Origin of the sequence: Marinobacter segnicrescens, from assembly GCF_900111555.1 — a bacterium.
Lineage (GTDB): Bacteria > Pseudomonadota > Gammaproteobacteria > Pseudomonadales > Oleiphilaceae > Marinobacter > Marinobacter segnicrescens.
Genome location: NZ_FOHZ01000004.1, coordinates 69,612 through 95,550, shown reverse-complemented (window position 1 = coordinate 95,550; position 25,939 = coordinate 69,612). Strand labels below are relative to the sequence as shown.

At 59.4% G+C, this 25,939-nt stretch carries 25 protein-coding genes; 9 read left to right on the top strand and 16 right to left on the bottom strand.

Features of this window, described 5'->3' with window-relative positions; all coding sequences use genetic code 11:
• Positions 1-17: 17 nt before the first annotated feature.
• Complete coding sequence (locus BM036_RS06055) at positions 18-752, bottom strand: ZIP family metal transporter (protein WP_091849506.1); 735 nt, start codon at positions 750-752, stop codon at positions 18-20.
• A gap of 298 nt (positions 753-1,050) precedes the next feature.
• Here BM036_RS06055 and BM036_RS06050 point away from each other — a divergent pair, with 298 nt between their 5' ends.
• Both BM036_RS06050 and BM036_RS06045 read left to right on the top strand, forming a co-directional pair.
• On the top strand, positions 1,051-1,704 hold the full coding sequence (locus tag BM036_RS06050; RefSeq protein WP_091849504.1) for a peroxiredoxin: 654 nt from the start codon (positions 1,051-1,053) through the stop codon (positions 1,702-1,704).
• A 99-nt stretch (positions 1,705-1,803) separates the two neighbouring features.
• Positions 1,804-2,184 (top strand): rhodanese-like domain-containing protein, encoded by a 381-nt coding sequence (locus BM036_RS06045; protein ID WP_091849749.1) that lies wholly within the window; start codon positions 1,804-1,806, stop codon positions 2,182-2,184.
• Between the two features lie 54 nt (positions 2,185-2,238).
• Here the strand turns inward: BM036_RS06045 and BM036_RS06040 are convergent, their stop codons facing one another.
• Genes BM036_RS06040 through BM036_RS06025 form a run of 4 tightly spaced genes read right to left on the bottom strand, consistent with a single transcriptional unit; the run spans position 2,239 to position 6,532 of the window.
• A complete protein-coding gene (locus BM036_RS06040; RefSeq protein ID WP_091849502.1) occupies positions 2,239-2,871 on the bottom strand; it encodes a tetratricopeptide repeat protein in 633 nt (210 codons plus the stop codon).
• Positions 2,868-3,650 carry an SDR family oxidoreductase gene (locus BM036_RS06035; RefSeq protein WP_091849500.1) on the bottom strand — a complete coding sequence of 261 codons (783 nt, stop codon included), beginning with the start codon at positions 3,648-3,650 and terminating at the stop codon, positions 2,868-2,870. Before BM036_RS06035 ends, BM036_RS06040 begins: the two co-directional genes overlap by 4 nt.
• Positions 3,637-5,829 (bottom strand): AMP-binding protein, encoded by a 2,193-nt coding sequence (locus tag BM036_RS06030; protein WP_091849498.1) that lies wholly within the window; start codon positions 5,827-5,829, stop codon positions 3,637-3,639. The genes BM036_RS06035 and BM036_RS06030 overlap by 14 nt, the downstream gene beginning before the upstream one ends.
• The gene (locus BM036_RS06025; protein ID WP_091849496.1) at positions 5,813-6,532 is read right to left on the bottom strand and encodes a thermostable hemolysin; all 720 of its coding nucleotides are present in this window, start codon (positions 6,530-6,532) and stop codon (positions 5,813-5,815) included. Before BM036_RS06025 ends, BM036_RS06030 begins: the two co-directional genes overlap by 17 nt.
• Positions 6,533-6,667: 135 nt before the next feature.
• Here BM036_RS06025 and BM036_RS06020 point away from each other — a divergent pair, with 135 nt between their 5' ends.
• The 5 genes from BM036_RS06020 (at position 6,668) to BM036_RS06000 (ending at position 12,013) form a co-directional block, all read left to right on the top strand.
• Complete coding sequence (locus BM036_RS06020) at positions 6,668-7,360, top strand: response regulator transcription factor (RefSeq protein WP_091849494.1); 693 nt, start codon at positions 6,668-6,670, stop codon at positions 7,358-7,360.
• The gene (locus tag BM036_RS06015; protein WP_091849492.1) at positions 7,351-8,745 is read left to right on the top strand and encodes an ATP-binding protein; all 1,395 of its coding nucleotides are present in this window, start codon (positions 7,351-7,353) and stop codon (positions 8,743-8,745) included. The genes BM036_RS06020 and BM036_RS06015 overlap by 10 nt, the downstream gene beginning before the upstream one ends.
• Before the next feature lie 91 nt (positions 8,746-8,836).
• Positions 8,837-9,583 carry a glycosyltransferase family 2 protein gene (locus tag BM036_RS06010; protein ID WP_091849490.1) on the top strand — a complete coding sequence of 249 codons (747 nt, stop codon included), beginning with the start codon at positions 8,837-8,839 and terminating at the stop codon, positions 9,581-9,583.
• 1 nt (position 9,584) lies between these two features.
• Positions 9,585-10,268, top strand: a complete 684-nt coding sequence (locus BM036_RS06005) for a TVP38/TMEM64 family protein (RefSeq protein ID WP_091849488.1) — start codon at positions 9,585-9,587, stop codon at positions 10,266-10,268.
• Complete coding sequence (locus tag BM036_RS06000; RefSeq protein WP_091849486.1) at positions 10,265-12,013, top strand: ArnT family glycosyltransferase; 1,749 nt, start codon at positions 10,265-10,267, stop codon at positions 12,011-12,013. Before BM036_RS06005 ends, BM036_RS06000 begins: the two co-directional genes overlap by 4 nt.
• Positions 12,014-12,108: 95 nt before the next feature.
• Here the strand turns inward: BM036_RS06000 and BM036_RS05995 are convergent, their stop codons facing one another.
• Positions 12,109-13,293, bottom strand: a complete 1,185-nt coding sequence (locus tag BM036_RS05995) for a TAXI family TRAP transporter solute-binding subunit (protein WP_091849484.1) — start codon at positions 13,291-13,293, stop codon at positions 12,109-12,111.
• Positions 13,294-13,499: 206 nt separating this feature from the next.
• On the opposite strand from BM036_RS05995, the gene BM036_RS05990 reads away from it, so the two are divergent.
• Positions 13,500-14,195: a TetR/AcrR family transcriptional regulator gene (locus BM036_RS05990; protein WP_091849482.1), complete on the top strand. Its 696-nt coding sequence runs from the start codon at positions 13,500-13,502 to the stop codon at positions 14,193-14,195.
• 141 nt (positions 14,196-14,336) lie between these two features.
• Here the strand turns inward: BM036_RS05990 and BM036_RS05985 are convergent, their stop codons facing one another.
• The 4 genes from BM036_RS05985 to djlA all read right to left on the bottom strand — a co-directional run bounded on the left by BM036_RS05985 (position 14,337) and on the right by djlA (position 19,878).
• On the bottom strand, positions 14,337-16,274 hold the full coding sequence (locus BM036_RS05985; RefSeq protein ID WP_091849480.1) for a TRAP transporter permease: 1,938 nt from the start codon (positions 16,272-16,274) through the stop codon (positions 14,337-14,339).
• Positions 16,275-16,366: 92 nt separating this feature from the next.
• Positions 16,367-17,560: a TAXI family TRAP transporter solute-binding subunit gene (locus BM036_RS05980; protein ID WP_091849478.1), complete on the bottom strand. Its 1,194-nt coding sequence runs from the start codon at positions 17,558-17,560 to the stop codon at positions 16,367-16,369.
• Positions 17,561-17,749: 189 nt separating this feature from the next.
• Positions 17,750-18,940, bottom strand: a complete 1,191-nt coding sequence (locus BM036_RS05975; protein WP_218144781.1) for a TAXI family TRAP transporter solute-binding subunit — start codon at positions 18,938-18,940, stop codon at positions 17,750-17,752.
• Positions 18,941-19,098: 158 nt separating this feature from the next.
• Complete coding sequence (djlA, locus tag BM036_RS05970; protein WP_091849474.1) at positions 19,099-19,878, bottom strand: co-chaperone DjlA; 780 nt, start codon at positions 19,876-19,878, stop codon at positions 19,099-19,101.
• A gap of 139 nt (positions 19,879-20,017) precedes the next feature.
• On the opposite strand from djlA, the gene BM036_RS05965 reads away from it, so the two are divergent.
• A complete protein-coding gene (locus BM036_RS05965; RefSeq protein ID WP_091849472.1) occupies positions 20,018-21,037 on the top strand; it encodes a CNNM domain-containing protein in 1,020 nt (339 codons plus the stop codon).
• 124 nt (positions 21,038-21,161) lie between these two features.
• Here the strand turns inward: BM036_RS05965 and BM036_RS05960 are convergent, their stop codons facing one another.
• The 6 genes from BM036_RS05960 to rpmI form a co-directional block, all read right to left on the bottom strand.
• Positions 21,162-21,527: a MerR family transcriptional regulator gene (locus BM036_RS05960; protein WP_091849470.1), complete on the bottom strand. Its 366-nt coding sequence runs from the start codon at positions 21,525-21,527 to the stop codon at positions 21,162-21,164.
• The gene (gene ihfA / locus BM036_RS05955; protein ID WP_091849468.1) at positions 21,508-21,810 is read right to left on the bottom strand and encodes an integration host factor subunit alpha; all 303 of its coding nucleotides are present in this window, start codon (positions 21,808-21,810) and stop codon (positions 21,508-21,510) included. The genes BM036_RS05960 and ihfA overlap by 20 nt, the downstream gene beginning before the upstream one ends.
• 2 nt (positions 21,811-21,812) lie before the next feature.
• The gene (gene pheT, locus BM036_RS05950; RefSeq protein WP_091849466.1) at positions 21,813-24,185 is read right to left on the bottom strand and encodes a phenylalanine--tRNA ligase subunit beta; all 2,373 of its coding nucleotides are present in this window, start codon (positions 24,183-24,185) and stop codon (positions 21,813-21,815) included.
• A gap of 31 nt (positions 24,186-24,216) precedes the next feature.
• Positions 24,217-25,215 carry a phenylalanine--tRNA ligase subunit alpha gene (gene pheS / locus BM036_RS05945; RefSeq protein WP_091849464.1) on the bottom strand — a complete coding sequence of 333 codons (999 nt, stop codon included), beginning with the start codon at positions 25,213-25,215 and terminating at the stop codon, positions 24,217-24,219.
• A gap of 131 nt (positions 25,216-25,346) precedes the next feature.
• On the bottom strand, positions 25,347-25,700 hold the full coding sequence (rplT, locus tag BM036_RS05940) for a 50S ribosomal protein L20 (RefSeq protein WP_091849462.1): 354 nt from the start codon (positions 25,698-25,700) through the stop codon (positions 25,347-25,349).
• Between the two features lie 28 nt (positions 25,701-25,728).
• Positions 25,729-25,920, bottom strand: a complete 192-nt coding sequence (rpmI, locus tag BM036_RS05935; RefSeq protein ID WP_091849460.1) for a 50S ribosomal protein L35 — start codon at positions 25,918-25,920, stop codon at positions 25,729-25,731.
• Positions 25,921-25,939: the final 19 nt, after the last annotated feature.

Below are 25,939 nucleotides of genomic sequence, written 5' to 3'. Positions count from 1 at the left end.
CTCTATGACCCACCCTGTCAGGCCTTTGAAAGAACAATTACAACCGCCACAAGCACGCCACCTGCAAGCGCCACCAAACTGAATTTTCGATGCTCCTGCTCTGCCCGTGGCAGCAGGTGCGTGGCGCCCACGTAAACCAGCGCACCTGCCGACAGGGCCAGCAAGGCCCCCAACGTCTGCTCACTGATACTGCTCACCATCGGCCAGGACACCAGCATCCCCAATGGCGTTGTTGCCGCAGCGGCCAGGAACGCCAGAGTCATGGCAGTACCCGGCCGGAACCCTCCCCGTACCAGCAGCAGGTAGGTGATAATGCCCTCCGGAAATTCATGGAGCACCATGCCGACGGTCGCCAGGTAACCAGTGAAGATGCTTACCGAAAACGAAATGGAGTAGATAAATCCGTCGATAAACGAATGAAAGCCGATCCCCAGCATGGGGATAAGGCCAATGACATAGTCCCTGGCGGACGGATCCTTTTCACAAACGAAAGCCGTTACGAACCGGTTGAACAGGTGCAGTCCCATGAACCCGGCCAGCAACCACACCGGCGCCTGCGACTGCATGGAAAAGGACTTCGGGATCATGTGCAGAAAGGACGCACTGATCAGTACCCCGGCCGCGAAGCAGATGAAGTAGGACGTATTGCGTTGCCCCCACGCCTCGAAGCGCCGGATTGTGAATATTCCGGCAGAGGTGACCAGCGCAGCCAGCCCGGTTGTTATCAGCGTCAGCGAGAACGCAGTGTCCATTCCATCCTCGGATCACCGTTACCGGGCGTACAGGGAGCGAAGGCTCGGTGGCTTCCCGGAGACTCCATGACCTGACCTTTTGCAGTGCCGTTGATACTTATAAACCTATCGTTTATCCCTTCAGTATAGAGACAACTCTCCCTGACGCCATTGTTAACGGTTATCCGCCAGGTGCGACGTAGTGTCGCTGCGATTAACAGAATATATCATCAAGATATAACGATATATCTTTTGCGAATATCCCGTTCACGCTAATCTGAAACTGTCGTAAGGCAACCCAACACAAAAGGTGATTATTATGGAAACTCAAGCAACTCCCGTAGCCGGCCTGCCCCGCATCAATGAGCCTGCACCGGACTTCAAGGCGCTGACCACTGACGGCGAAAAGTCGCTGAGCGATTACAAAGGCAAGTGGCTGGTACTGTTCTCCCATCCGGCAGATTTCACCCCGGTCTGCACCACAGAATTCATGGCCTTTGCCCAGGCTGCACCGGAGTTCGCCAAGATGAACTGCGAATTGCTGGGCCTGTCCATTGACAGCATTCACTCCCACATCGCGTGGATGCGTAACATCAAGGAAAACTGGGGTGTGGAGATTCCCTTCCCCATCATTGAAGACCTGAAGATGGACGTAGCCAAGGCTTATGGCATGATCCACCCGGGTGCCGGTGACACCTCTGCCGTGCGTGCCACCTTTATTATTGACCCGAATGGCATCCTGCGGGCGATGGTTTACTACCCGATGAGTAACGGCCGCTCCATCCCCGAGTTCCTGCGCCTGTTGGAAGCACTGCAGACCAGTGACGAACACGGCGTGGCCACACCGGAAGGCTGGAAGAAGGGTGACAAGGTCATCGTACCCCCGGCCAAGACGGCGGCAGGCGCCAATGACCGGGTTGAATCCGGTGACTATGAGTGCAAGGACTTCTACTTCTGCACAAAATCACTCTAAAGTAGTGACAGGGCTTCTCGCCTGAACAAACAACCGCTATCGCCCCGGCGATAGCGGTTGTTTGGCATCTCAACGATTGAAAAAAAGGACCTGACTGCCATGAAAACTGCCCACGACCTGGTTGAGGCCGCGAGAGCCGAAATTACGGAACTTCCCCTGGACCGCTCTGAAGATGCGATCCGCGAGGCGGACCTCTTGATCGACGTTCGGGAACCGGAGGAATACCATGCCGGCCACCTGCCGGGCGCCATCAATGTCCCGCGGGGGCTGTTGGAGTTCAAGCTGAGTAACGACCCGGCACTGGAAGACCGGAGCCTGAACCTGGTGATCTACTGCAAGAACAGCGGCCGCTCCGCGCTTTCTGCAAAGGTCATGAAGGAAATGGGCTACCTCCATGTTCAGTCCATTGCCGGTGGTATAGAGGCCTGGGAGGCAGCAGACATGCCTCTGGTCAAGCCGCAGCTGCCCGATTTCGACTAACCGGTCCTGTTCGTTAATGGTGGCGCCCCGCTCAGGGGCGCAACCATCGAGGGTTCAACGAGCTGACACCAGCTTTGCCAGGCGGTCCCTGACCTCCTGTCGCCGACCTTCATCCGCCAGCGCACGTCCTGGGCGGTCCGGCGCCGACAAGGCACGTTCAAGGTACTGCCTGGCCCGGTCTTCTTCCCCTTGTTCAAGCAGGTAGTCGGCAAAGAAGAAATTGGGGTCGATGCCGTCGGGGTTGATGGACAATGCCTTTTGCAGCAGCCGTCGAGCCTTGTCGTCATCGCCAAAACCGATGGGCCAGCCTGGCACCTGATAGTAGAGGCTTCCAAGGGAGGTATAGGCTGAGCCGTCCAGCGCCCGGTCGTCGATTTCAATCGCTTTTTCAAGGTGCCGGCGGGCATCCTTAACCAGGCCCAGGGCCCCCAGGCCGCCTTTCTCTCCAGCCCAGGTGCTGAGCACGATCGCGCGCCAGATCAGCGCCTCGGCACGATCGGGATAACGGGCTGTGAGCGTTTCCGCCTGACCCGCCAGGGCCTCGAAGGCCCTTTCCTTGTCATCCTCTGCCACCTGGTACTGTATTTCAGCCCAACGCTGCTGAATCGCAGCCAGGTCGGTTTCCAGGTTATCGGCCCATACTGGCTGAACCAGTAGCGAAGCCACCAACAGTATCATCCACTTCATAACTGAACTCCTGAATCCAGAAAGCGCCGAATGACCGGCAGTTGTTTCAGCATGGCCCTGTCCACCAGCCGTGGCAGGACGCCATTAATCGCCACAAACAGCTTCTCCGGCCAGCCCAGGAAGCACCGGCGCCGGTCCCGTTTCATGGCCGAGATCAGCTGGGCGGCAACCTGTTCCGGCGGGTCCATGGCGTTGCCCAAGGTCTGGTTGAGCTGGGTCACGGATTCCGGATTCATCGCCGTCGCCGTGGCCCGGGGAGCGAAATACAGAACCTGCAATGGGCTGTCTGCCAGTTCCCGCCGCAGGGCTTCGGTAAAGCCGCGCAGGCCGAACTTGGTGGCGCAATAGGCGGAGTAGCCGGGATAGCCGATGCTGCCGAAGGTGGAACCGACGAACACCAGGGCACCGCCGTCCAGGGCCTTGAACATGGGGACAAAGTGATGGGCAACGATCATGGCACTGCGAAGGTTGACCACCAACTGGTCATCGATGTCCGCTATTGTCGACTGCTCGACAGACGCGAACCGATTCTGCCCGGCACAGTGGATAACGCCGTACAAGTCCGGCCATTCGTCGGTCACTGCCTGTAATTGCTGGTCAAGGTTTTCGGCGGCAAGGTCCAGCTTTACCGCTGTTACGCCCTCCGGAAGGGTGATGCTGTCCGGACGACGGGTCGCCACCAGCAGACGTGCGCCTTCGGACAGCAGCAGAGGAATCAGTGCCTGCCCGATACCTCCTGTTCCTCCCAGCAGCAGGAAGCGGCGGTCACGCAGCTGCATGGTCAGACTCCCGGGATGTTTGCTCAGTCGAGGCAGGTAAGGGAATTCGGTGAAGCATATCGCCATACAAGCGATAGACCACCCGGGCCGAGTCGATAATGGCCTGCTGGTCACCCGGATCGGTGATGCCGTTCATCAGGTCCTGGAAGAATTTGAAATGGTCCTGGTCCAGCTCCCCGTGGGAATAGAGGTAACTGAACGCCTTGTCGGGCAGGCCCAGGTGGGCCTGTATCTGCCGGGCCAGGGGCGTTGCCAGTTCGATGGACGTGCCTTCAAGCACCTGCACCATACCGAAGAACGCGGCCGGGTTCCCCCGGTCTATCTGATGGTAGAGGTACGCCACCATCAGCTCGATGGACAGGTCCGGCTTGCTGGCGCGGCGCTCTTCACGGTCCTCGCCACAGGCCTGCAGGTCGTCGAGGATCCACTCGTGGTGGCCGTACTCCTCCTCGATGTATTCCACCAGCGCCTTGCGCACGCCCTCCAGCCGCTCGGGCAGGCGCCCACCGCAGGCCATCATCAGGGGCACCGTGTGTTTGACATGGTGGAAGGCCTGGGTCAGGAACCAGGTATAACTTTCCAGGCTCACCTGACCCTGCTGAACAGCCTGGATCACAGGTGCACGGGTCACATGGGCGCGGGCCTCGGCGACTTCCGCCTGAAGTTGGTCAAAGAATTCCATGGGTGCTTCCTCTCTTGGTTCCGGATAAACGGGGTGACTGCCGGCCATGATCACGGGCAGGTCGGACTGAATGCGATTTCGCACGGGGCGGCCGTTTGCCGTCAGGTAACCGGCGGCCACTGACAGGGGTTGATCAAGGCAATAAACCACTCCAAGCCGGGCATAGTCGGGTAAAGACTGATTGAGCTGGTGAAGAACAGGTTCCAGTTTCCCGGCTGGCTGGCCGGGTAGGAGGTGCACGAGGGCCGACAGACGGGGTTCACCATCACCAAAGACCACTGCCTGCCTAGCACCCAATGCCTGAACGAGCTCGGCCTCCAGCCATTCGGGGCTGATATTGCGCCCGAAACTGGTGATCAGCAGGTTCTTCGAACGGCCATCCACCTGCAGGAAGCCATCGCCAGTCAGTTGCCCCAGATCGCCGGTGTCCAGCCATTCACTTTGTGTTTCTGCCGACACCCCATCGGCAGAACCTGACTCTCCCAGATAGCCAAGGTGCGTGTTGCCCCGGACAAGGATGTGGCGCCGCTCATCAACACGAACATTCAAATGGTTCAGGGGCCGGCCCCCGAAGCCGATCCGGTCATCACCGGGTGTATTCAGGGCCACCACCGAGCCACATTCCGACAGGCCATAACCTTCATACAGGGGCAGCCCGAGCGCCCGGCCACGCTTCAGCAGATCCGGTGCAACCTTCCCGCCTCCCACGGCGAGGAAACGGAAATGGTCCGTTTTCAGCAGCCCTGCATCGGCAGCCTGCACCAGAAGTCGGGCCAATTCCGGCACCAGGATGAGGGATTCGGGCTGCCAGCGGTTCAGGGCACCAATCAGGCCCCGGGGGTCAACGCCACTGCTGCCTGTGAGCCCGACCAGGGCCAGGGGTTCTACCCGGACAGCCGCGCCCATCAGCAGTGGCAGATACACCCCGGCAATGTTCTCCAGCAGGGTTGCCAGGGGCAGGATGCACAAATGCCGGGCAGGGCCCACCGGGGTCAGCCGTTCGCGCAGGGCGTCGACGGTTGCCAGTACCTGGGCCTGGGAGAGACAGACACCCTTGGGGGTGCCGGTACTACCGGAGGTAAAGGTGACTTTTGCGGTCCCTGACGGCAGCGGAGCGCGAGCCGGGTTATCACCCAGGCGATCGATCCAGGCGCCCTCGCCCAGGGGCTCCCGACCCGGGGCTTCATCCGACCATAGCAGCGCCTGCAGCCCGGCGGTGGTGACCAGGTGTTCTGTCTGGGCTTCAGAAAAGAACACAGGCACAGGAACGCAAACCACATCAGCCAACAGGCAGGCCAGGTCGGCCACCACCCAGGCCGGGGCGTTGTCGCCACAAAGGCCAATGCGTTGCAGCCCACGCTGCCTCAGTACGGCAGCAAGCTCCTCAGCGGACTCCAGCAGCTGCCGGTAGGTGAAATCTCGGTCACCAGCCACCAGAGCCAGTCGATCCGGGTGGGCCTCAGCGGCCGCCTGCAAACGCTCAGGCAATGTAGCCATAACGACCCTCCGCACATCGGGATTTCTCCGCAGTCTCCGGTTCCACCCCGGAGGCCAGCGCCACCTTGTCCATCAGGCCCCGGGCACGCAGGCCGGCCAGGCCCGCGGGGACATTCATGGCCATGACTCTCGGGTTGTGCCGGTAGTAACATCCCCAGCCATCCCCCCCGTCCGCCAGCCGCTCCGGCCTCGCGCTGCCAAGATCCGCCACCCGAATACCCATGCGCTGAAACCCGTTACGCAATTGGTCTGTGCCAGTGCAGACCACCCAGTGCAGCCTGCGCTGCTCAAGCCAGAGCGCCATCGCCGCAAACAGCAGGCGACTGACTCCGGCCTCGACACCAGCAAGGTGAGCAATTTCCATGATGCTATCGCGACAGCCGCCCGGTGCCGGCAAGGCGCGTTCCACGGGTTGGTCAAGGTAATCTTCAAGGAACAAGCGTTCCGAAGCTGCCTCACGTACGCCGACGGCAGCCAGCAAGGTGCCATGGGCATTGACCAGCACCATCAGCGGCAGCGGCCGCAGATCAGGACGGGCCCCATAGGCCTGCAGGAACCGGCGTTGTATAAAGTCGGTTACCCGCGGGGCGGCTTCAGTGTCGCAACGGACCTGGCACAATCCGTACTGGCCACAGCGCACCACAGGCGTCACCTCATCGGAGGAGAGGTCCAGGCTGGTGGGCATGATCAGAGGGTCATTCATAGGCTATCTCCCTGTTACCCCGAGACATTAGGGGAGCAGCCTTAACCCCGCCTTAAAGAAAACAAGGGGTTTTCTTAAGAAGCCCTTAAGATTTCTGTGCCAGAATGTGTCGGTGAATCAGATAAGGATGGCTCCATGCGCATTCTCCTTGTGGAAGACGACCACATGCTGGCCGACACCATGCTCGCCATGTTGCGGGAGGATCAGCACACCGTGGATTGGCTTGACGATGGCCAGCAGGCCCTCCATGCCCTCAGTGACGAACATTTCGACCTGGCCATCCTCGACCTGACACTGCCCCGACTGGACGGACTGGATGTGCTGGCTCGCAGTCGCAGTGCGGGTGTGCTGACCCCGGTCATTATCCTGACAGCCCGCTCTGACCTGGATGAGAAACTCCAGGGCCTGGACGCCGGAGCCGATGATTACCTCACCAAGCCCTTCGCCATGGCCGAGCTTAAGGCCCGCATCCGTGCGGTCACCCGCCGGGGCAGTGCATCCCCGAGCGTTGGCATGACCGTCGGCACGTTGCACCTGAACCCGGACTCGGGCCAGCTGACCTTCGGTGACCAGGTGATCACCTTGCCCCGCAGCGAATTGCAGATCCTCCATTACCTGATGCGGCACCCGGACCAGGTAGCCACCCGACGCCGGCTTGAAGAGCAGCTTTACGGCTGGGACCAGGGCGTGGAAAGCAACGCCCTGGAGGTGCATATCCACCATCTGCGGCGGCGCCTGGGGAAATCGGTGATTCGAACCATTCGTGGCGTCGGTTACCTGCTGGACAGCCAGGAGGCCCAAAGTTGCGGAACCGCCCCATGTCCCTGACCCGTACGCTGATCGCCCTGGTTGCCTCCACTGTCATGCTGATTGCGGCAGTTGCCGCTGCCTGGAGCTATATCGAAAGTAACCATGAACTGGAAGAGCTGTTCGATGCCGAGCTGGCACAGAGCACCCGGGTTATCCAGGGCCTGGTGCACCACCTGGCCAGCACCGGGTCTCCGGAGCAACTGTCGGGCATTCTCCAGCAAACCCTGCAATTGCCCGAGGGGGCGCTGGATGAGGGAGACTATGACGAAGTGCTCCCGGACGGCACCGGCCACAAATACGAGAAAAAACTGGCCTTCGAGGTCTGGACCCCGGAGGGTACCCCCCTGCTGGACACCCTCGCCGCCAACGATGACCTGGCGCTGAAGCCTGGCTACGCCTGGGCAGAAGCCACCGGGTTCCAGTGGCGTACGTTCACCTTGCAGGACCCACAGACCGGCTACTGGATACGCACTGCACAGCGGGAGGACATTCGCCAGGAGCTCAGCCAGCAACTGGCCATGGGCAATATTTTCCCCTTGCTGATCGCCCTGCCTCTGCTGGTTTTGGCTGTTGCCGTTGCCATCCAGCTGGGCTTCCGGCCCCTGCGAAAGCTGGAGCAGCCGGTGAGACACATGGCCCCTGAGCGGATACACCCCCTCAATACCCAACACGCTCCGCGAGAAGTCAGCGGGCTGGTGATGGCGGTCAACGGTTTGCTGGAGCGCCTGGATGATGCCCTCGATCGGGAACGGCGCTTTTCCGCCGACGCCGCCCATGAGCTGCGAACCCCCCTGACCGCGTTGCGTCTGAACCTGGAAAAGCTGGAAGCCACGGACCCGGCAAAGTTCCGGGAACTGACGGCCGCCGTGGACCGGATGGGGCACCTGGTGGAACAGATGCTGTTGCTGAGCCGGGTAGACGCCGGTGTCGGGTTCAGTCCCGAGTATGTCAACCTGTCGGACATTGTTGCCCAGAGTATTGCCGATGTTTCTCCCCTGGCCCTGCGCAAGGGCATCGAACCGTCCCTGGAAGACTCGATCGGCCAAGCCATGGTCAGTGGCCAGGCGGCCTTGCTCAACACGTTGATGCGGTCTCTGCTGGCCAACGCCATACAGTACAGTCCCGAAAATACCCGGATAGACACACAGCTTTCGGCCGATGGCGACGGCTTCTGCATACGGATCTGTGACCAGGGGCCCGGCATACCGGCTGATCACCGGGACAAGGCCCTGGGGCGCTTCGGACGACTGGACCAGCGCCTTGGCTCGGGAGCCGGGCTCGGCCTGGCCATTTCCCGTCGCATTGCCGAGCTCCACGGTGGTGCGCTGATCCTTGAGGACCGACCAGACGGCCAACAGGGACTGTGCGTCAATATCTGGCTGCCGGTTCGCACGCCGGCTTAAGCTTGTCTTAAGGCTGATACCTCATTATGACGTTGGCTGGCTGCGGGCCAGTCCCCGTTTTTCCAACGTCGCCTGTACCGAGGTAGCCGCGATGCCCACCGAAACATCCGTATCCATCGTGATTCCCGCGAAGGATGAAGCCGGCAATATTGCCAGCCTGTTCCGGGAAATCCATGCCGTCCTGCACCATTACCACGACTTCGAGATTGTGCTGGTAGATGACGGCAGTGAGGACCAGACACTGGAAACCGCACGCACTGCCGCCGCCACGCTGGGCTGTCCATTCCAGGGCATCCGTCATCGCACCAGCATTGGGCAGAGCGGCGCACTGCGTTCCGGGATAGACGCCGCCCGTTTCCCCTGGATCATCACCATGGACGGTGACGGCCAGAATGACCCGGCCGATATCCCGCTGCTGCTGCAACAGGCTGCCACGGTGAACAAGGCCGACTTCTGCATTGCCGGCTACCGCAAGGACCGAAGGGACACGGCCTGGAAGCGGTTCCAGTCACGACTGGCCAACCGTGTTCGCAATGCGATTCTGCGGGACGGCGTGCCGGACACCGGTTGTGGGCTGAAACTGTTCCCCAAAGCCACCTTCACCAAGCTGCCCTGGTTTGATCACATTCACCGCTTCCTGCCGGCACTCATCCGGGGGATGGGCGGCGACATACGGGTGGTGGATGTCCACCACCGGCCAAGGCAGGCGGGTGTTTCCAAATACTCTGCCTGGAACCGTGCCTGGGTGGGCATCGCCGACCTGTTCGGTGTGTTCTGGCTGCTGCATCGTTATCCGGTGCCGGAGATCGTAGACCAGGTTTTCGAGGGAAGGGCCTGACGTGCGCCGCTGGGCCCGGTTTGTCATTTTCCTGGCGATCACCGCAGCCGGTATCGCAGCGATCCGGCTTGGCTGGCTGGATGTGGTTGCCGACCAGACTGCGTTCCGTCACAGACTGGTGGACGGCAATATTGCAGACATAGCGTTGATCAGCCTGTCTGGCCTGATCCTTACCGGGTTCGGCGGCCCTCGTCAGTTACTGGCCTTTGCCAGCGGCTTTGCCCTGGGGCCTGCCTGGGGAGCACTCTACAGCACGACTATTACCCTCGCCGGCGCAGTGGGGTGTTTCTACGTGGCCCGATGGTTCCTGCGCCCCTCACTGAAACGCCAGGCCAGGTCCCGGCTGGCATCTTTCGACAACCTGACCCGCGACAACCCATTCCTGAAGGTTTTGTTGATCCGGTTGATGCCCGTGGGAAGCAACCTGGTCACCAACCTCCTTGCAGGCAGCTCCGATATCCGGCTGGTTCCCTTTGCCGGCGGCAGTATCATCGGTTACCTGCCACAGATGGTTGTCTTTGCACTGGTCGGCGCCGGGTTCGGGCGGGCCAGCGAACTCCAGCTGGCGCTGGGTTTGGTGATGTTTGTTATCGCAGCGGGTCTGGGACTGGTCCTTTTCCGTAACCACCGGAACCGACAACTATCAACCACGATCAACCACCTCACCGCGCAGACTGACCGATGATTGCAGCCGCCCTGCCTGATGTGATCAGGAACCGGATTATTGCCCTGACCCCAAATGTTCAGATCCTGCTTTTGATGGGGTTCGCCGCGATCGTTGTTTTCACGGGTATCGGACTGCGGTCCCCCTGGCCGGCGGATGAACCGAGATTCGCCGAGGTGGCCCGGGAAATGGTCGATTCCGGCCAGTGGCTGATTCCCATGCGTGGGGGCGAGTTCTATCCGGACAAGCCACCAGTTTTCATGTGGGTCATTGCTTTCTTTTACTGGATTACCGGCAACCTCAAGGTTGCCTTCCTCCTGCCCAATGCACTCTGTGGCCTGCTGACCCTGGGGCTGGTACTGGATCTCGGGCGCCGGCTCGCAGACCATCGCACCGCCCTGATAGCCGGCTTCTTCCTGTTGCTGGCACCGCAATTCCTGATCCAGGCAAAGAACGCCCAGATCGATGCCATGGTGGCCTGCTGGATTACCGTTGCCTGCTATGGACTGCTTCGTCATTTCTTCGAACGTCCCGCCTGGGGTTGGTACTTCACCGCGTGGGGCTTCATGGGGCTGGGGATTATTACCAAGGGCGTCGGCTTCCTGCCCCTGTTCATGTTTGTCCCCATCCTGATTCTCGCACTACAGGACAGAGCGTTCTTCCGCGACAGCCTGAAATGGCGATGCCTGTTGGGTCCACTGGTCATGCTGGTGGTTGCGGCGGCCTGGGCGCTACCCATGATGGTCTGCGTGGAACAGCTCGGTACGGAGGCGGCCTATGCCTACCGGGACAACATCCTGTTCAAGCAGACCGGGGAACGGTATGCAGATTCCTGGGGGCATATCCTGCCCTGGCATTACTTCATCAGTAATGCTATTCCGTCCCTCTGGTTCCCCTTGCCACTGATACTGCTGGCATACTGGCGACCTGCCCTGGCCGCCGTCAGGCATCACCGGGTCGTGTTTACGCTGCTGATCTGGGTAATGCTCGTCGTGGCTTTCTTCAGCGTCAGCCCGGGTAAGCGGGGCGTCTATATCCTGCCGGCCCTGCCCATGTTCGCCCTGGCCCTGGCCGTCATCGTCCGCAACAGTGACAGCGCAGGATGGCTGGGCAAGGTACTGACAGGTCTGCACGGTCTGCTTGGCATTGTGCTTGTCACCCTGGGAATACTGGCGTGGAACGATCACCCGACGCTGGTGGACAAGATCAGCGACTACACCCGCAACCCCGACCACCTGCACCAGGCAGGCACCTTTGTACTGACCCTGGGCCTGGTCTGGCTCGTGTCCCTGGCGATGTTCTTCCGGTCTGATTCCCTGTACCGGTGGTTCTCTGCGCTGATGGTGAGCTGGCTGCTCTTCAGCACCTGGGGCTATAGCCTCGCCGAACCCTTCCGTACGCCTGAAAATGTGATGCGCAAAACCGCTGAGGTCTTGCCGGAGGGCGCCCAGCTGGGCCTGATCGATTTTGCCGAGCAGTTCATTCTGTTCTCACCGCTGGACATCACTCATTTCAGCTACCTGGATTCGACACAGGAACAGGAGCGAAACGCCTGGCAATGGATGGGGGAAGGGGCCGACCGGTATCTGCTGGTGGACAGCGATGAAAACCTTGCCTGCTTTGACACGCGTGGGGCTACTGATGTCGGGGTGGCTCACCGGGATGCATGGATAGTGCTGTCAGCGGACAATCGACTGGGGTATTGCGCACCACCTGCCAGCACAAAACGGTTCTTTACGCCCCGGCCGGCGCGCTGGCTGGACTGACAGCCCGGGTTGGCGTCACCGGGGACGCTGCCGGGTTAAACCTGAGAACGGAAGAAGGCTCCCGCAGGAGCCTTCTTCACACACACCATTCGCTATTACAGGCGTGACTTGAACCCTTCCAGGTCCTTGGTGTGCTTCTCGTGCAGCTTCACAAACTCCTCATTATCGGCAGACGGAGTGATACGCTTCTCGCGGGCCTCTTCCATAACGGCCTTGCGGGCTTCAACCCAGCGGTCCATATGCTCGATGGCTTCCTGACGGAGCTGCTCATCCTCGTCGCTCCACTTGCCGATTTCCTTCAGGTAACGAACGGTACCTTCGTGCAGGGGAATCGGCGAGTTCTTCATGTAGCTAAGGGTCATGTCCAGGCTCATCCGGGTCGCCAACGGGTGGGAGCCCTTGTAGTCGTCGTAATTTTCATGCAGCCACTTCACCAGCGCATACACTGTGTCGGCGTCCATTTCGGGACGGGTGGCATAGATGAAGTTGGAGGTCAGACCATCAACACCAACCGCGGTTTTAACCCCGAACTGAATCGTCGCAGGAATGGACATCGGTGAATACTGGAGGAAACCTTCCCAGGCCTCTTTGTTGTCCACGTCCATGTTCAGCCAGCGAATACCCCCCGGAGCACCTTCCATCTCGGACAGCACGGAACTGATCGGTGCACACCAGGCAACGTCTGCCCTGCCCTCAACCACCGAGCGGCAGTTTTCAGCATAGCTGCTGGCCGGTGCGTAATTGAAGACGTTTTCAGCCTCATCCTCGCTGATGCCGAGATAGGCAGGCATACCCTTACGTACCGTGGTCGTCATGGCCGGGGAAAAGGCACCCTGGGCCACACGCACACCACCTGCTTTCAGGTCTTCCATGGTTTCAATGTCGGAGTCACCAGATACAACAAACCCCCAGGGGGTATCATTGTGGTGCCAGACCATCCGTTGTGCGGACACAGGCGCAGCGACATAGCTGTCGATGCCTTCCAGCTGGTACCGCATTTCCGCCCCGGATACAGAGCTCAGGGCAATGTCCTGACGCTCCACCAGTCGACGGTAGCGCTGCATTTCACTGTCTTCGGGGACCACCCGGGCTGCCTTGTCGGTCTGCTCCTGGTAAACAGCAGCCCAGCCGTTTGTGGAAGCAAAGCTTCCGGTCTGGGTGCTGGGTGTACCAATCACCAGCAGGCGAGGCAGGTCTTCATATTCGGCGTGGGCGACACTGGTGACACCGACGGTGACCGCCAGTGACAGCAAGGCAGGGCGAAGGAAAGGAATCTTCATGGGGTTTCTCCAGAGTGTGTTGTTTTTGTAGCATCCCTTGGATCAGGATTTGCGATCTGTGCGATCCTGACACTTGTCAGACTACCGGGATTGAACCCGAACGGCAAAACCTGTTGTGGCCTGATCCACAGAGATTTACAGAAACTTTTCAATTCACTGACCGTAGCGCTACACTTTGCTGACATTTGTCAGGCATAACAATAACGATGAAACCAATACAGCACACCCCGGATAGCTCCGGGCTTGAACCTGCCCGTCCCGTGAAAAACGAACTACTGGAAGCCCGGGTCGCCGGCGTGCGAAACGCTTCCCTCGCCGAGAAACGCCGGGAACAGATCTGCGACGCCGCATTGGAGCTTTTCCTCCAGAAAGGTTTCGCATCGACAACAATCCGCGATATCTGTGCCCGCTCCGGCGTCAACCAGGCCAGCATCTACGACTATATTTCCAACAAGAACGATATCCTGCGGCGTTTGCTGAACCGGCTCTGGTTCCGCTCCGGCGCACCGTCACTGCCGGACCTGCTGGAGCAGCACCCGGAGAACAGCCTGCAGGACAACGTTGCGTTCTACCTCAAGGAGTTCTGGAGCAAGCGCCGCAAGGGCACCCTCCTGGCGTACCGGACCGTGCCTCACCTTACCAAGGAAGACCGCAAGACCATGCGGGCAAGGGACGAGCAGCTCATCAGCCGCCTGGCCGAAAGCATCGAGGATCTGACCCAGCTTCCCGAGAACGATCCCCGTACCCTGGTGGTGGCCAACCTGGTGCTCTTCATGGCCAGCTTTGGACCTTTGAGGGACTGGCTGCACCAGGACCTGGATAACGACCTGGTAGCCGATACGGTGGCCGCAGCAATTGTGGCGATGATCGAAAACCTGGCCCGTTACAGTCCGGAACAGTAAGAATCCCGGCCTGAACAAGACTGATCTGCTCGGCTGGTCACAGCGCTGCTTCTGACAGAAGTGGGGAACTAGCGGGCGTTGAGAGTCTTTAGAAGAGGGAGACACCGGCACGCCAGCAGGCGCACCGGTGTCCGGTGTCGGTCAGTTCAGTAACGGATTGGCCCGGTTTTCTTTCCAGACCCAACCAATCAGCAACACGGCCAGTGCCCCGCTGATGATAGTTGTCCAGAAACCCGGGAAGCTGAAGGCAAAGCCCACCGCCAGCAATGGCAGTCGCAACAGGTGCGGCACCTTGCCAGCGCCGAGCATCCACCCCTCCAGGCCGCCGGAAATCATCATTATACCCACCACGATGGACGGCAGCACGTAAACCAGCGGCGTCAGGTCACCCTGCAGCACCAGTGCCGGCTGGAACAGGAAGAACAGCGGGATGAAGTAGATCACCACACCCAGCCGCATGGCCGTTACCGACGTCCGCATGGGCGGTGCACCTGCAATCGTGCCGGCCAGGAACGCCGCCGCACCGACCGGCGGTGTAATAGCCGACAGCATGGCGTAGTAGACGATAAAGAAGTGTACTGCGATGGTATTCAGACCACCCACCTCGATAATCGCCGGCGCCAGGGTGACCGCCAGGAAGATATAGGCCACGATGGCCAGTCCCGCCATACCCATGATGAAACACGCCAGTACACCGAACAGCAGGATCAGGTAAAGGTTATCGCCACCCAGGCTCACCAGGCCTGACGTCACCGACCCGGTCACACCGGTGATGGTCAGGGCGCTCACTACAAACGCGATCGGCAAAATGATGGCAGCGGTCTGGGTGACCAGCACACCGATTTGCCGGAGGGCGTCAAACATGCGCCGCGGAGTCAGCCGGGTGTCTTTCTGCAGGAAGGACAGGCCAACCATTAGCAGACAGGCGTACCACGGGGTGTAATATTCCCACCGCATGTACAGCAGGCCCCAGATCAGGAAGACCATCACCGAAAGATACGGCCAGCCCCGCTTCAGGACGCTGCGGGCCGAAGGAAGTTGCTCTTTCGGCAAGCCCTTCATGCCGGTGCGCGCCGCGTAGGCATCCACCTGCAACAGCAGGCCGAAGTAGAACAGCAGTGACGGCAGGATGGCCGCGATCATGATGGTGGCGTAGTCGACGCCAATGGTTATCGCCATAACAAAGGCAATGGCACCCATAACCGGCGGCATGACCGCCCCACCCATGGAGGCACAGGCTTCGATCGCACCCGCGTAATGGTTCGGATAGCCCACCCTCTTCATGGTCGGGATGGTGATGGAACCGGTACCGGCAATGTTGGAGAACACAGAGCCGGACAGGCTGCCCATAAAGCCACTCGCAACCACCGCCACCTTGGCCGGACCACCCCGGTAGCGACCGAAACTGGCGTTGGCCAGGTCAATGAAGAAACCACCCGCACCCGTGGCCAGCAGCACCCCGGCGAACACCAGGAAGCCCAGGATGATTTCAGCCACGATCTTGGTGGTAATGCCCATCATGCCTTCCGCCCGGAAAACGTGGGCTTCGATCATGTATTCAAACTGGTAGGGAATACCCATCAGCAGGCCGGGGAAATAATCGGCGACCAACGGATACAGGCCCAACAGCACGACCACCAGCAGGAACGGAATGCCCCCACTACGACGTGCCAGCTCCATCATCAGCAGCCAGACCACTACCCCAAGGTAGAGGTTGCTCCACCCGGCCTGCACCATGTCCCAGGCGTTGGTGGCAAAGTAGAAACTGACGGCGATGACCACGATCGCAGCAATCACGTCATAGAAAGGTACCTTCGTCTGGCCTCTACGGGCCGGCAGGGCAATGAAGGCAGCAGCCGAGAACAACCCGATGAACACCCAGTAGTACTCGCCCTCAAGCAGGCGCTGACCGTCCCAGGTGAAGCCGAAAATATAGGCCAGACCACCCAGCAGTCCGAGAATGCTGAGCACGACAAAGGTAATACTCTGCCATGAAAACAGATGGCCAAGCCGCGTAACTTCCGGCTCGGCTTCCGGAAGGGCCGCAGGGGCCTGTTCCGGCGATGTCGATTGAGTCATAGGAGTCGGTTTCTTGTGTTAATTGTGAGGAGATAGTCGCAGAGGTGGACCAGGGCGGCAACCATAATCCGCCCTGGTTCCTACCAGCCTGGTTAAAGGCGTGTGCGGAAGCCTTCCAGGCCCTCTGTGTGCTTCCTGAAGATGGCCATGTATTCCTCATTGTTCTGGTCCGGGGCGATGCGCTTGTCCCGGGCCTCTGCCATGGCTGCTGCGCGGGCTTCGATCCACGCGTCCATCTTCTCGATAGCCGCCTGGTTCCAGGCGTCGTCCTCTTCGGTCCATTCGCCGATTTCCTTCAGGTAACGAACCGTACCCTCGTGGACCGGCAGCGGTGAGGTGTCCAGGTAGTCCCGGAATACTTCCATGGACATACGACTGGAAAGCGGATGCGAGCCCTTGTAGTCGTCGTAGGCCTTGTGGAACCACTTCGCCATGTCATAGGCAAACTCATCATCGGCGTCCGCCGGTACCGCGTACAGGAAGTTGGAGGTGAGACCACCCACACCCTTCGCAGTGCTGACACCCATATTGATGGTGACCGGCACGGTCATCGGGCGATGGGCAAGATAGGCATCCCATGCTTCCGTGTTGCTCTGGTCCATATCCAGCCAGCGGATGCCACCGGGAGCGCCTTCCATTTCTGCAAGCACCGAGCTGACAGTAGCGCAGTAGGCCACGTCTGCCTTACCTTCAACGACGGAACGGCAGTTCTCCACGTAGCTGCTGGCCGGCACAAAGGTGATCATTTCTTCCGCTTCTTCCTCGGACAGGCCCAGGTAGGCTGGCAGCGCCTTGCGGGCGGCGGTGATCATGGGTGGGGAAAAGGCACCCACGGCTACCCGGATACCGTCCCGCTTGAGGTCTTCCATGGACTCCAGGTCAGACTCACCGGATACCACGAAGCCCCAGGGCGTATCGTTATGGTGCCAGATCACCCGCTGGGCAACGGGCTTGATACCGGCATAGGCGCCAACACCCTCAGTCTGGGAACGGATCTCAGCAGAAGCCACAGAACTGATGTTGATATCGCGACGGTCGGTCAGGCGGCGATAACGCTGGGCTTCGCTGTCTTCCGGAACGATCCGGGCATTGGAGCCGGTCTGGTCTTTCAGTACCGGGGCCCAGCCATTGGTGGAAGCGAAGCTGCCACTGGAAGTGCCAGGGGTGCCGATAACCAGCAGCCGTGGCAGGTCATAGTCCTCAGCCTGGGCCACCGTAGCGGACACGCTAAGTGAGACGGCCGCAGCCACGGAAAGCAAGGAACGAGCGGGGGAAAAATTCGTCATTAACCAACCTCATTGATAGTTATTACACGTTGTTATCCTGCGATAACAACAGGCGAGCCAAATCCTGACAAGTGTCAGGCTAGAGTATCACTAAGGATCGGACGAATAAATCCTGCGAGCGGATGCTCTTAAACGAAAAAGCCGCTGGCGCTTGTCCAGCGCCAACGGCTTTTCAGGACAGAACCGGAATCAGAGTCGTGAACGGAAACCTTCCAGGCCTTCGGTGTGTTTGCGGTAAATCGCCATAAAGTCCTCGTTATTATGGCTGATCTCCACGCCTTGCTCCCTGGCCTCTGCGAGAGCAGCCTTGCGGGCTTCTATCCAGGCATCCATCTTTTTAATGGCCTCGTTGTTCCAGGCGTCGTCTTCCTCTGTCCACACATCAATTTCTTTCAGGTAGCGAACCGTGCCTTCATGAACCGGGATCGGTGAGCGGTCAAGATAGTCCCGGAAGATGTCCACATCCATGCGTGTTGCAAGTGGGTGCGTGCCCTTGTAGTCGTCAAAGCTTTGATGGAACCACTTTGCCAGGCTATAGGCGAAGGCGTCATCCACATCGGCCGGCACCGCATAGACGAAGTTGGACGCCAGGCCATCAACCCCCTTGGCGGTGCTGACGCCCATGGTGATCGTGGTAGGCACAACCATCGGCCGGTGTTCCAGGAAGCCCGCCCAAGCCTCCTTGTTATCGATATCCATGTTCAGCCAACGAATGCCACCGGGTGCCCCCTCCATTTCCGAGAGAACCGAGCTGATGGTGGCGCAATAAGCCACATCCGCCTTACCTTCTACTACGGACCGGCAGTTCTCCACATAACTGCTGGCGGGAACAAACTCCAGTTTTTCACTGGCCTCCTCCTCCGTCATGCCAAGGTAGGCCGGCAAGGCTTGCTGGACCGCCGTCGTCATGGGGGGCGAAAACGCGCCCTGGGCGACCCGCACTCCGCCTTTTTTCAGGTCATCCATGGTTTCAATGTCGGAATCGCCGGAAACCACGAATCCCCAGGGGGTATCGTTGTGGTGCCAGAGCATACGTTGCGGGACCGGCTCCATGCCGGCATAGGCACCGATACCCTCAACCTGGAAGCGCATTTCCGCTGAGGACACGGAACTCATGTTGATGTCGCGCCGTTCGGTCAGCCGCCTGTAGCGTTGGGGTTCGCTGTCCTCCGGCACAACGCGGGAGTTGGTCCCCAGCTGTTCCTTGAGGATCGGGGCCCAGCCATTGGTGGAAGCAAAGCTGCCGCTGGAGGTGCCCGGCGTTCCGATCACCAGCAACCGGGGCAGGTCATACTCTTCGGCCTTGGCCACACCCACCGAAACGCCGATAGCCATGGCGCAGGCAAGGGAAAGCAATGAACGGGGGGCTCTTGGTGACATTTTCATAGGATCTCCGCTAATGATTTTTCTTGTATCGAGGCGGGGACGGCGTGTTGGCAAACCTCCCACCCTCATCAAGCTAGAGGATCACTATTAGACGGTCAATAAGTAATACACTTTTACACCCGGTTTCAATGCAAATCAGTTGGACCCGGCACTCAGGCACTCTTTTTGCGGGCTTCCTTGACCACATCGTAGGCATGGCTGATTTCCCGGGTGCGCTCTTCAGCCATCTCCCGCATGCTCTCTGGCAGGCCCCGGCCGGCCAGTTTGTCCGGATGGTTTTCGCTCATCAGCTTGCGATAAGCCCGTTTGAGTTCAGCATCACTGGCTGACGGACTCACCCCGAGGGTCTTGTAGGCATCGTCAATCTGCTGGCCGGTGGAGTATCTCGAAGCGCCCGACGCACCCGCCTTGGCGCTTCGCAGCGTGGCCTCCAGTTGCTCCACCAGGCTCTCTGGCAGGCCCAGCCCCCGGGCAATGCGCACCAGCATCTCGTGTTCGGCGGGGTGCACCTCACCATCGGCGGCTACCGCTGACACCTGCACCTGCAGGAACATCTGCAGCAGGGCTGACTGGCCGGCACAGACCCGCCGGAAACGTTGCAGCTCCGCGTCCAGGTCAAAATCCCCGGCCTTGCCCCGATTGAAGGCGGCCTTGGCGGTCTCCCGCTGGCTGGCATTCAGGTGAAAGCGATCAAACATGGTCTCCGCCATGCGGATCTCATCGCGGGTAACCACCCCGTCGGCCTTGCTCACAGCGCCCATGACGGCGAAGACCGATTCCACAAACCCACTCTGCATGTCCTGGAGTCGGCCAACGACTTTCTTTTTCAGGCGTTTGAAAAGAAACGCTCCCACGGCGCCACCGATGATCAGGCCCGGCAAACGACCAAACGCGTAACCAATCGCAGCACCCAGTAATATGGCAAACAGCATGGATATCCTTCCCGGCAAAAGACTTTTCTGCACTATACCGTTTTTGTTTCCATTTCTCCCGGCGACCGGTAATCCGGACGCTTCACAAGTTCAACCGGCCGCGATAACATCCGGAAGTATTCATCCAACTCGGGACCCCATGACACTTCTCATCCTGTTTGCCGTAATTTCCATCGGTTTTTCCTTCCTCTGTTCCATTCTTGAAGCGTCACTGCTGTCAGTTACTCCAAGCTATATAGCCTCGCTTCGGAAGGACAGGCCCGAGCTTTTCAAACGGCTGCGCAAACTCAAGGATGAAATCGATGACCCCCTGTCGGCCATCCTGACCCTGAACACCATCGCCCATACCGCCGGCGCCACTGGCGTCGGCGCCCAGGTTGCCGTGGTTTTTGGCGAAGCCTGGCTGGGCGCTGCGTCTGCAGCCATGACACTGGCGATCCTGATACTGTCCGAGATCATTCCCAAAACCATTGGTGCCCGCTACTGGCGCAATATCGCCCCTGCACTACCGGCGACTCTCGGGTTCCTGGTAAAAGCCCTGCTCCCCTTTGTCTGGCTGTCCAAGCTGGTCACCCGCCGGCTGACGTCTGGCGAAGACGAAACCGACATTCGTGGAGAAATCAGCGCCCTGGCGGAAATCGGGCGTGACCAGCAAGCCCTGGACGAGGACGAGCGACGAATTATCCAGAACGTGCTGCGCTTCCACGAGATCAAAGTCAGTGCCGTGATGACACCGCGTACCGTGTGCAAGGTGATTTCACCGGAGACGACGCTCGACGAGTTTCTGCAAAAGGTCAGAACAACGCCCTTCTCGCGCTTTCCGGTGCTGGACGAAGAAGGGGAAGCGCTGGGCTATATCCATAAGGCTGACGTTATCAACCTGGCCTCCGATGCTGCGCTGATGGATAACATCCGGCCGATCAAACGGGTCAAAGCCAGCACGAATATCGAATTCCTGTTCTCCGAGATGCTCCGGGAACGTCAGCACATGGCCATCGTATACGACGAGTTGGGCACATGGCTGGGTATAGTGACACTGGAAGACATCCTGGAAACCCTGCTGGGCACCGAGATCATGGATGAGACCGATAATGTCTCCAACCTGCGCCGGTATGCCAAGCAACGCTGGAGTCGCAAGCTTCGTCAGCGCCGTCAGTAACCCTCGGCTCACCGAACAATCTGACAGAATCAAACAGCCTTTGTGGCTACATAGGCTCCATCAATAAAAAACCGGCCTGGAACCCCAGGCCGGTTTTTTTTGGCTAACTGATCCGTATCCAGCATTAACGGACCGGCGAGTTCAGCACATCCAGCACATCTTCGAGTTCAGTGATCATCTGACGGATCAGCTGCCTGTACTGGCTGGTATCTTCCTTGATTTCCTCACCGTTCAGCTTCTGCTTGGCACCACCAATGGTATAGCCCTGGTCATACAGCAGGCTGCGAATCTGCCGAATAGTGATGACGTCGGCACGCTGGTAATAGCGTCGGTTACCCCGGCGCTTGACCGGCGATAACTGAGGAAACTCCTGCTCCCAGTACCGCAGCACATGGGCCTTTACCTGGCACAGGTCCGCCACTTCACCGATGGTGAAGTAGCGCTTGCCGGGAATAACCGGCAGCTCGTTGTTATGACTGGCTTCCAGCATAGGTCTCTACTTTTTGCTTGAGTTTCTGGCCTGGCCGGAAGGTCACCACACGGCGTGCGCTGATGGGGATTTCCTCACCCGTTTTCGGGTTCCGTCCCGGACGTTGCTTCTTGTCCCGCAGGTCAAAGTTGCCAAAACCTGACAACTTTACCTGCTCGTTATGGCTGAGTGCGTCTCTGATTTCGTCGAAAAAAGCCTCGACCATTTCCTTGGCTTCGCGTTTGTTCAGGCCCAGTTCCTCGTACAGCCTTTCTGCCATTTCCGCTTTCGTCAAAGCCGCCATTATCAACTCCTCAGTGTCGCTCCCAGCTCGCTCTGCAGGGCCTGGATGACCCCGTCGAACAGCTCATGCACTTCATCATCATTGAGTGTGCGCTCGGGATGCTGCCAGAAGAGGCTCAGGGCCAGACTTCGCTTGCCTTCACCCAGCTTTTCGCCTTCATAGACATCAAACGCACGCAGCGCGTTCAGGCGCTCTCCGGCATTGTTGCGGACAACCCGGTCTACGTCTGCAAACGCAATCTCATTTCCGATAATAATAGCCAAATCACGGCGAACTTCAGGGTATTTTGAAAATTCTTTGAAATTAGGCACATATCCGGAAACGATAGGATTCAAGAATAGCTCAAACATCAGGATCGTGCCATCCAGATCCAGTTTTTTCTGCACCAGCGGATGCATGGCACCCAACCAGCCAACTGGCTGATCCCCAAGGAATAGCTGCGCGCACTGGCCGGGGTGCAGGGCCGGGTGCTCTCCAGCGGTGAAACGAACCTCAACCCCGAGCAGGCTGAACAGGGCTTCCAGCTCCCCTTTCACGTCGAAGAAATCGGCCTGGCGGCGACCGTTTGCCCAATTCTCAGGCAGCTGGTTGCCAGTCACAATGCCAGCGAGCATGGGCTGCTGGTCGATCTGCTCGCCGTCTTTCACAAACCTCAGACCGGATTCGAACAGGCGAATACGGGGCTGCTGGCGCTTCTGGTTGTACTCCAGCGTCTTTACCAGCCCGCTCCATAGCGTTGTGCGCATTACCGCCAGGTCCGCCGAGATCGGGTTTGCCAGGGCGATGCCGTCACGCGCCGGGTCCAGGATCGCCTGTACCTTCGGATCAACAAAGCTATAGGTGATGGCCTCCTGGTAGCCATTGGCCACGAAGAAATCGCGCACAGCTGACAGCGGCCGAACAGCCTCTTGCCGAGGGCGCATGGCCAGGGAACCAAACGGCTCGGTCACCGGCAGGTTGTTGTAGCCGTAGATGCGACCAACTTCCTCAATCAGATCTTCCTCGATACTGATGTCCGGACGGTAGCTGGGCACCCGCACGGTCCAGCGGTCCCCCGCCTGGTCAATAATGTCCAGACCCAGACGGGTCAGGATGTCTTCTACCCGCGACGCGTCGATGGTCATACCCAGTACGCCGGCCAGACGCTCAGCTCGCAGGGTTACCCTGGGAGCATCCGGCAGGTGCGCCTCGCTGACCACGTCAACAATCTCGCCAGGCTCGCCGCCGGTGATTTCCAGCAGCAAGGCAGTGGCCCGTTCCATGGCGGTACGGGCCAGCTCATAATCAACACCCCGCTCGAAGCGATGGGAGGCGTCGGTATGCAGGCCATATTCACGGGCCTTGCCGGCCAGGGCCACCGGCTCAAACCAGGCAGATTCCAGCACCAGGTCACGGGTCTTTTCAGTGACACCGGAATGCTCTCCACCCATCACGCCGGCGATGGCGAGGGGTTTTTGATGATCTGCAATAACCAGGGTGTCGGAGGTAAGCTTGACGGTCTGACCATCCAGCAGCACCAGTTCCTCATCCTGGTGGGCCATGCGTACCACGATACCGCCGTCGATCTCGGCCCGGTCAAAGGCATGCAGCGGCTGGCCCAGTTCCAGCATCACGTAGTTGGTAATGTCCACAGCCGGATCAATGGATCGGATGCCGCTGCGGCGCAACTTTTCCACCATCCACAGGGGGGTGTCTACGGAGAGATCAACGTTGCGAATAACCCGCCCCAGATAACGGGGGCAGGCGGCCGGTGCTTCGACGGTCACCTGTGGTTTCTCGTCATGGGTGGCTGGCACCGGATGCAGCTCTGGCTCGTTGACGGACTCACCGGTCAGTACGCCCACTTCCCGCGCCAGGCCGCGCAGGGACAGGCAGTCTGCCCGGTTAGGGGTCAGGTCCACATCAATGGTGATGTCGTTCAGGCCCAGGTAGTCACAGAGGTCCTGCCCTGTTGGCGCCTCGGCAGGCAGCTCCATCAGCCCTCCATGGTCCTCTGACAGGCCCAGTTCAGACTCGGAGCAAAGCATGCCATTGGAAGGCTGGCCACGCAGCTTGGCCGCCTTGATCCGGAAATTTCCTGGCAATACAGCGCCCACAACCGCAAACGGGACCTTGAGGCCTTCCCGGACGTTAGGGGCGCCGCAGACAACCTGTACGACCTCATCGCCACCAGCTACCTGGCAGACCCGCAACTTATCAGCGTCCGGGTGCGGTGCCACAGAGCGTACTTCACCAACGATTACCCCGGTAAATTCCCCTGCTACGGGCTCGAAACCGTCCACTTCCAGACCCGCCATGGTGATCTGGTCCATCAGTTCCTGGGTGCCAATAGCCGGGTTGACCCACTCGCGCAGCCACTTTTCACTGAATTTCATGTTAAATGCCTTGTCCTGATGCGATCTGGAATTAACGGAACTGGCGCAGGAAGCGCAGGTCGTTGTCGAAGAACATCCGCAGGTCGTTGACCCCGTAACGGAGCATGGCCAGGCGCTCTACCCCCAGGCCAAAGGCAAAACCACGGTATTCCTCGGCGTCGATGCCGCAGTAATCGAACACTTTCGGGTGCACCATGCCGCAACCCATCACCTCAAGCCACTTGATGCTGCCGTCCTCTTCCCGGCCCCACTCTATATCCACCTCGGCGGAGGGCTCGGTGAACGGAAAGTAGGAAGGACGGAACCGCACTTGCAGGTCCCGCTCGAAAAAGACCCGCAGGAATTCCTCGATAGTGCTCTTGAGGTCGGCAAAGCTCACGTTGCGCTCCACCAGCAGACCTTCCACCTGGTGGAACATGGGGGTGTGGGTCATGTCCGAGTCACACCGGTAGACGCGGCCGGGACAGATCATCCGGAACGGTGGTTTACCCGCTTCCATGGTACGGATTTGTACCGGAGAGGTGTGCGTGCGCAGCAACGTGCCCGGGTTGAAGTAGAAGGTATCGTGCATGGCCCGGGCTGGATGATGTCCCGGAATATTGAGTGCTTCGAAGTTATGGTAGTCGTCTTCGATCTCCGGCCCCTGCTCTACGGAGTAGCCGGCATTGCCGAAAAACTGCTCAATTCGCTGGAGGGTGCGGGTTACCGGGTGCAGGCCACCCAGGTCCTGGCCACGGCCCGGCAGGGTCACGTCGATGGACTCCCGGGCCAGCCGGTCAGCGATAGCGGCTTCTTCGAGGCTGGCGCGGCGGGCGTTGATGGCTTCCTCAACCTGACCCTTGGCCTCATTGATCTTCTGGCCGGCGGCAGGACGCTCTTCCGGGCTCAGTTTGCCAAGGGTCTTCGCCTGTTGGGTGATTACCCCTTTCTTGCCCAGGTATTCCACCCGGATTTGATCCAGTGTCTGCAAACTGTCCGCGTTCTTGACTGCAGTAAGCCCGTCCTGAACAAGTTGCTCCAGGTTTTCCATCAGTGCCTGCTCCAAACCAGAATATTGGGGCTATAAAAACAAAAACAGGGGAAGAGCGCGCCCTTCCCCTGTCAGGGATAACTGCAGCCGCAGTTATCCGTCGATCGATACTCGCCCGGGGGGCGAAGTAATCAGAGCGCCGCTTTGGCCTTCTCCACAACAGCAGCAAACGCCTGCTGCTCGTTCATGGCCAGGTCGGCCAGAACCTTGCGATCGATTTCCACTTCCGCCTTCTTCAGGCCAGCGATCAGACGGCTGTATGACAGGCCGTTGGCGCGGGCGCCGGCGTTGATCCGGGAGATCCACAGGGCGCGGAAAGCGCGCTTGCGGTTACGACGGTCACGGTAGGCATACTGATGCGCCTTGATGACCGCCTGCTTGGCTACCCGGAAAACACGGCTACGGGCACCGTAGTAACCCTTGGCCTGCTTCAGAATCTTCTTGTGACGACGGCGTGCAATCACGCCACGCTTAACACGTGCCATAAACTATTTCCTTCTCCAGACCGGTTGATTAACTGGCGATCATACGCTTGATGGAAGCAACGTCCGACTTGGCAATCATCTTGGTGCCACGCAGCTGACGCTTACGCTTCGGACTCTTCTTGGTCAGGATATGACTGGTGAAGGACTGCTTATGCTTAAAGCCGGTGGCGGTCTTCTTGAAGCGCTTGGCCGCCCCGCTCTTGGTTTTCATCTTGGACATTTCTTAAAACTCCGCATTC

Coding starts and splice junctions, on each gene's coding strand:
- pheS (WP_091849464.1), bottom strand. CDS start 25,215: ATGGAAAACCTGGAGCAACTTGTTCAGGACGGGCTTACTGCAGTCAAG.
- BM036_RS06020 (WP_091849494.1), top strand. CDS start 6,668: ATGCGCATTCTCCTTGTGGAAGACGACCACATGCTGGCCGACACCATG.
- djlA (WP_091849474.1), bottom strand. CDS start 19,878: ATGCTGTTTGCCATATTACTGGGTGCTGCGATTGGTTACGCGTTTGGT.
- pheT (WP_091849466.1), bottom strand. CDS start 24,185: ATGAAATTCAGTGAAAAGTGGCTGCGCGAGTGGGTCAACCCGGCTATT.
- BM036_RS05960 (WP_091849470.1), bottom strand. CDS start 21,527: ATGCTGGAAGCCAGTCATAACAACGAGCTGCCGGTTATTCCCGGCAAG.
- BM036_RS05990 (WP_091849482.1), top strand. CDS start 13,500: ATGAAACCAATACAGCACACCCCGGATAGCTCCGGGCTTGAACCTGCC.
- BM036_RS05980 (WP_091849478.1), bottom strand. CDS start 17,560: ATGACGAATTTTTCCCCCGCTCGTTCCTTGCTTTCCGTGGCTGCGGCC.
- BM036_RS06055 (WP_091849506.1), bottom strand. CDS start 752: ATGGACACTGCGTTCTCGCTGACGCTGATAACAACCGGGCTGGCTGCG.
- BM036_RS05975 (WP_218144781.1), bottom strand. CDS start 18,940: ATGTCACCAAGAGCCCCCCGTTCATTGCTTTCCCTTGCCTGCGCCATG.
- BM036_RS06010 (WP_091849490.1), top strand. CDS start 8,837: ATGCCCACCGAAACATCCGTATCCATCGTGATTCCCGCGAAGGATGAA.
- BM036_RS06000 (WP_091849486.1), top strand. CDS start 10,265: ATGATTGCAGCCGCCCTGCCTGATGTGATCAGGAACCGGATTATTGCC.
- BM036_RS06045 (WP_091849749.1), top strand. CDS start 1,804: ATGAAAACTGCCCACGACCTGGTTGAGGCCGCGAGAGCCGAAATTACG.
- ihfA (WP_091849468.1), bottom strand. CDS start 21,810: ATGGCGGCTTTGACGAAAGCGGAAATGGCAGAAAGGCTGTACGAGGAA.
- rpmI (WP_091849460.1), bottom strand. CDS start 25,920: ATGTCCAAGATGAAAACCAAGAGCGGGGCGGCCAAGCGCTTCAAGAAG.
- BM036_RS05965 (WP_091849472.1), top strand. CDS start 20,018: ATGACACTTCTCATCCTGTTTGCCGTAATTTCCATCGGTTTTTCCTTC.
- BM036_RS06040 (WP_091849502.1), bottom strand. CDS start 2,871: ATGAAGTGGATGATACTGTTGGTGGCTTCGCTACTGGTTCAGCCAGTA.
- BM036_RS06035 (WP_091849500.1), bottom strand. CDS start 3,650: ATGCAGCTGCGTGACCGCCGCTTCCTGCTGCTGGGAGGAACAGGAGGT.
- rplT (WP_091849462.1), bottom strand. CDS start 25,700: ATGGCACGTGTTAAGCGTGGCGTGATTGCACGCCGTCGTCACAAGAAG.
- BM036_RS06025 (WP_091849496.1), bottom strand. CDS start 6,532: ATGAATGACCCTCTGATCATGCCCACCAGCCTGGACCTCTCCTCCGAT.
- BM036_RS05995 (WP_091849484.1), bottom strand. CDS start 13,293: ATGAAGATTCCTTTCCTTCGCCCTGCCTTGCTGTCACTGGCGGTCACC.
- BM036_RS06015 (WP_091849492.1), top strand. CDS start 7,351: ATGTCCCTGACCCGTACGCTGATCGCCCTGGTTGCCTCCACTGTCATG.
- BM036_RS05985 (WP_091849480.1), bottom strand. CDS start 16,274: ATGACTCAATCGACATCGCCGGAACAGGCCCCTGCGGCCCTTCCGGAA.
- BM036_RS06050 (WP_091849504.1), top strand. CDS start 1,051: ATGGAAACTCAAGCAACTCCCGTAGCCGGCCTGCCCCGCATCAATGAG.
- BM036_RS06030 (WP_091849498.1), bottom strand. CDS start 5,829: ATGGCTACATTGCCTGAGCGTTTGCAGGCGGCCGCTGAGGCCCACCCG.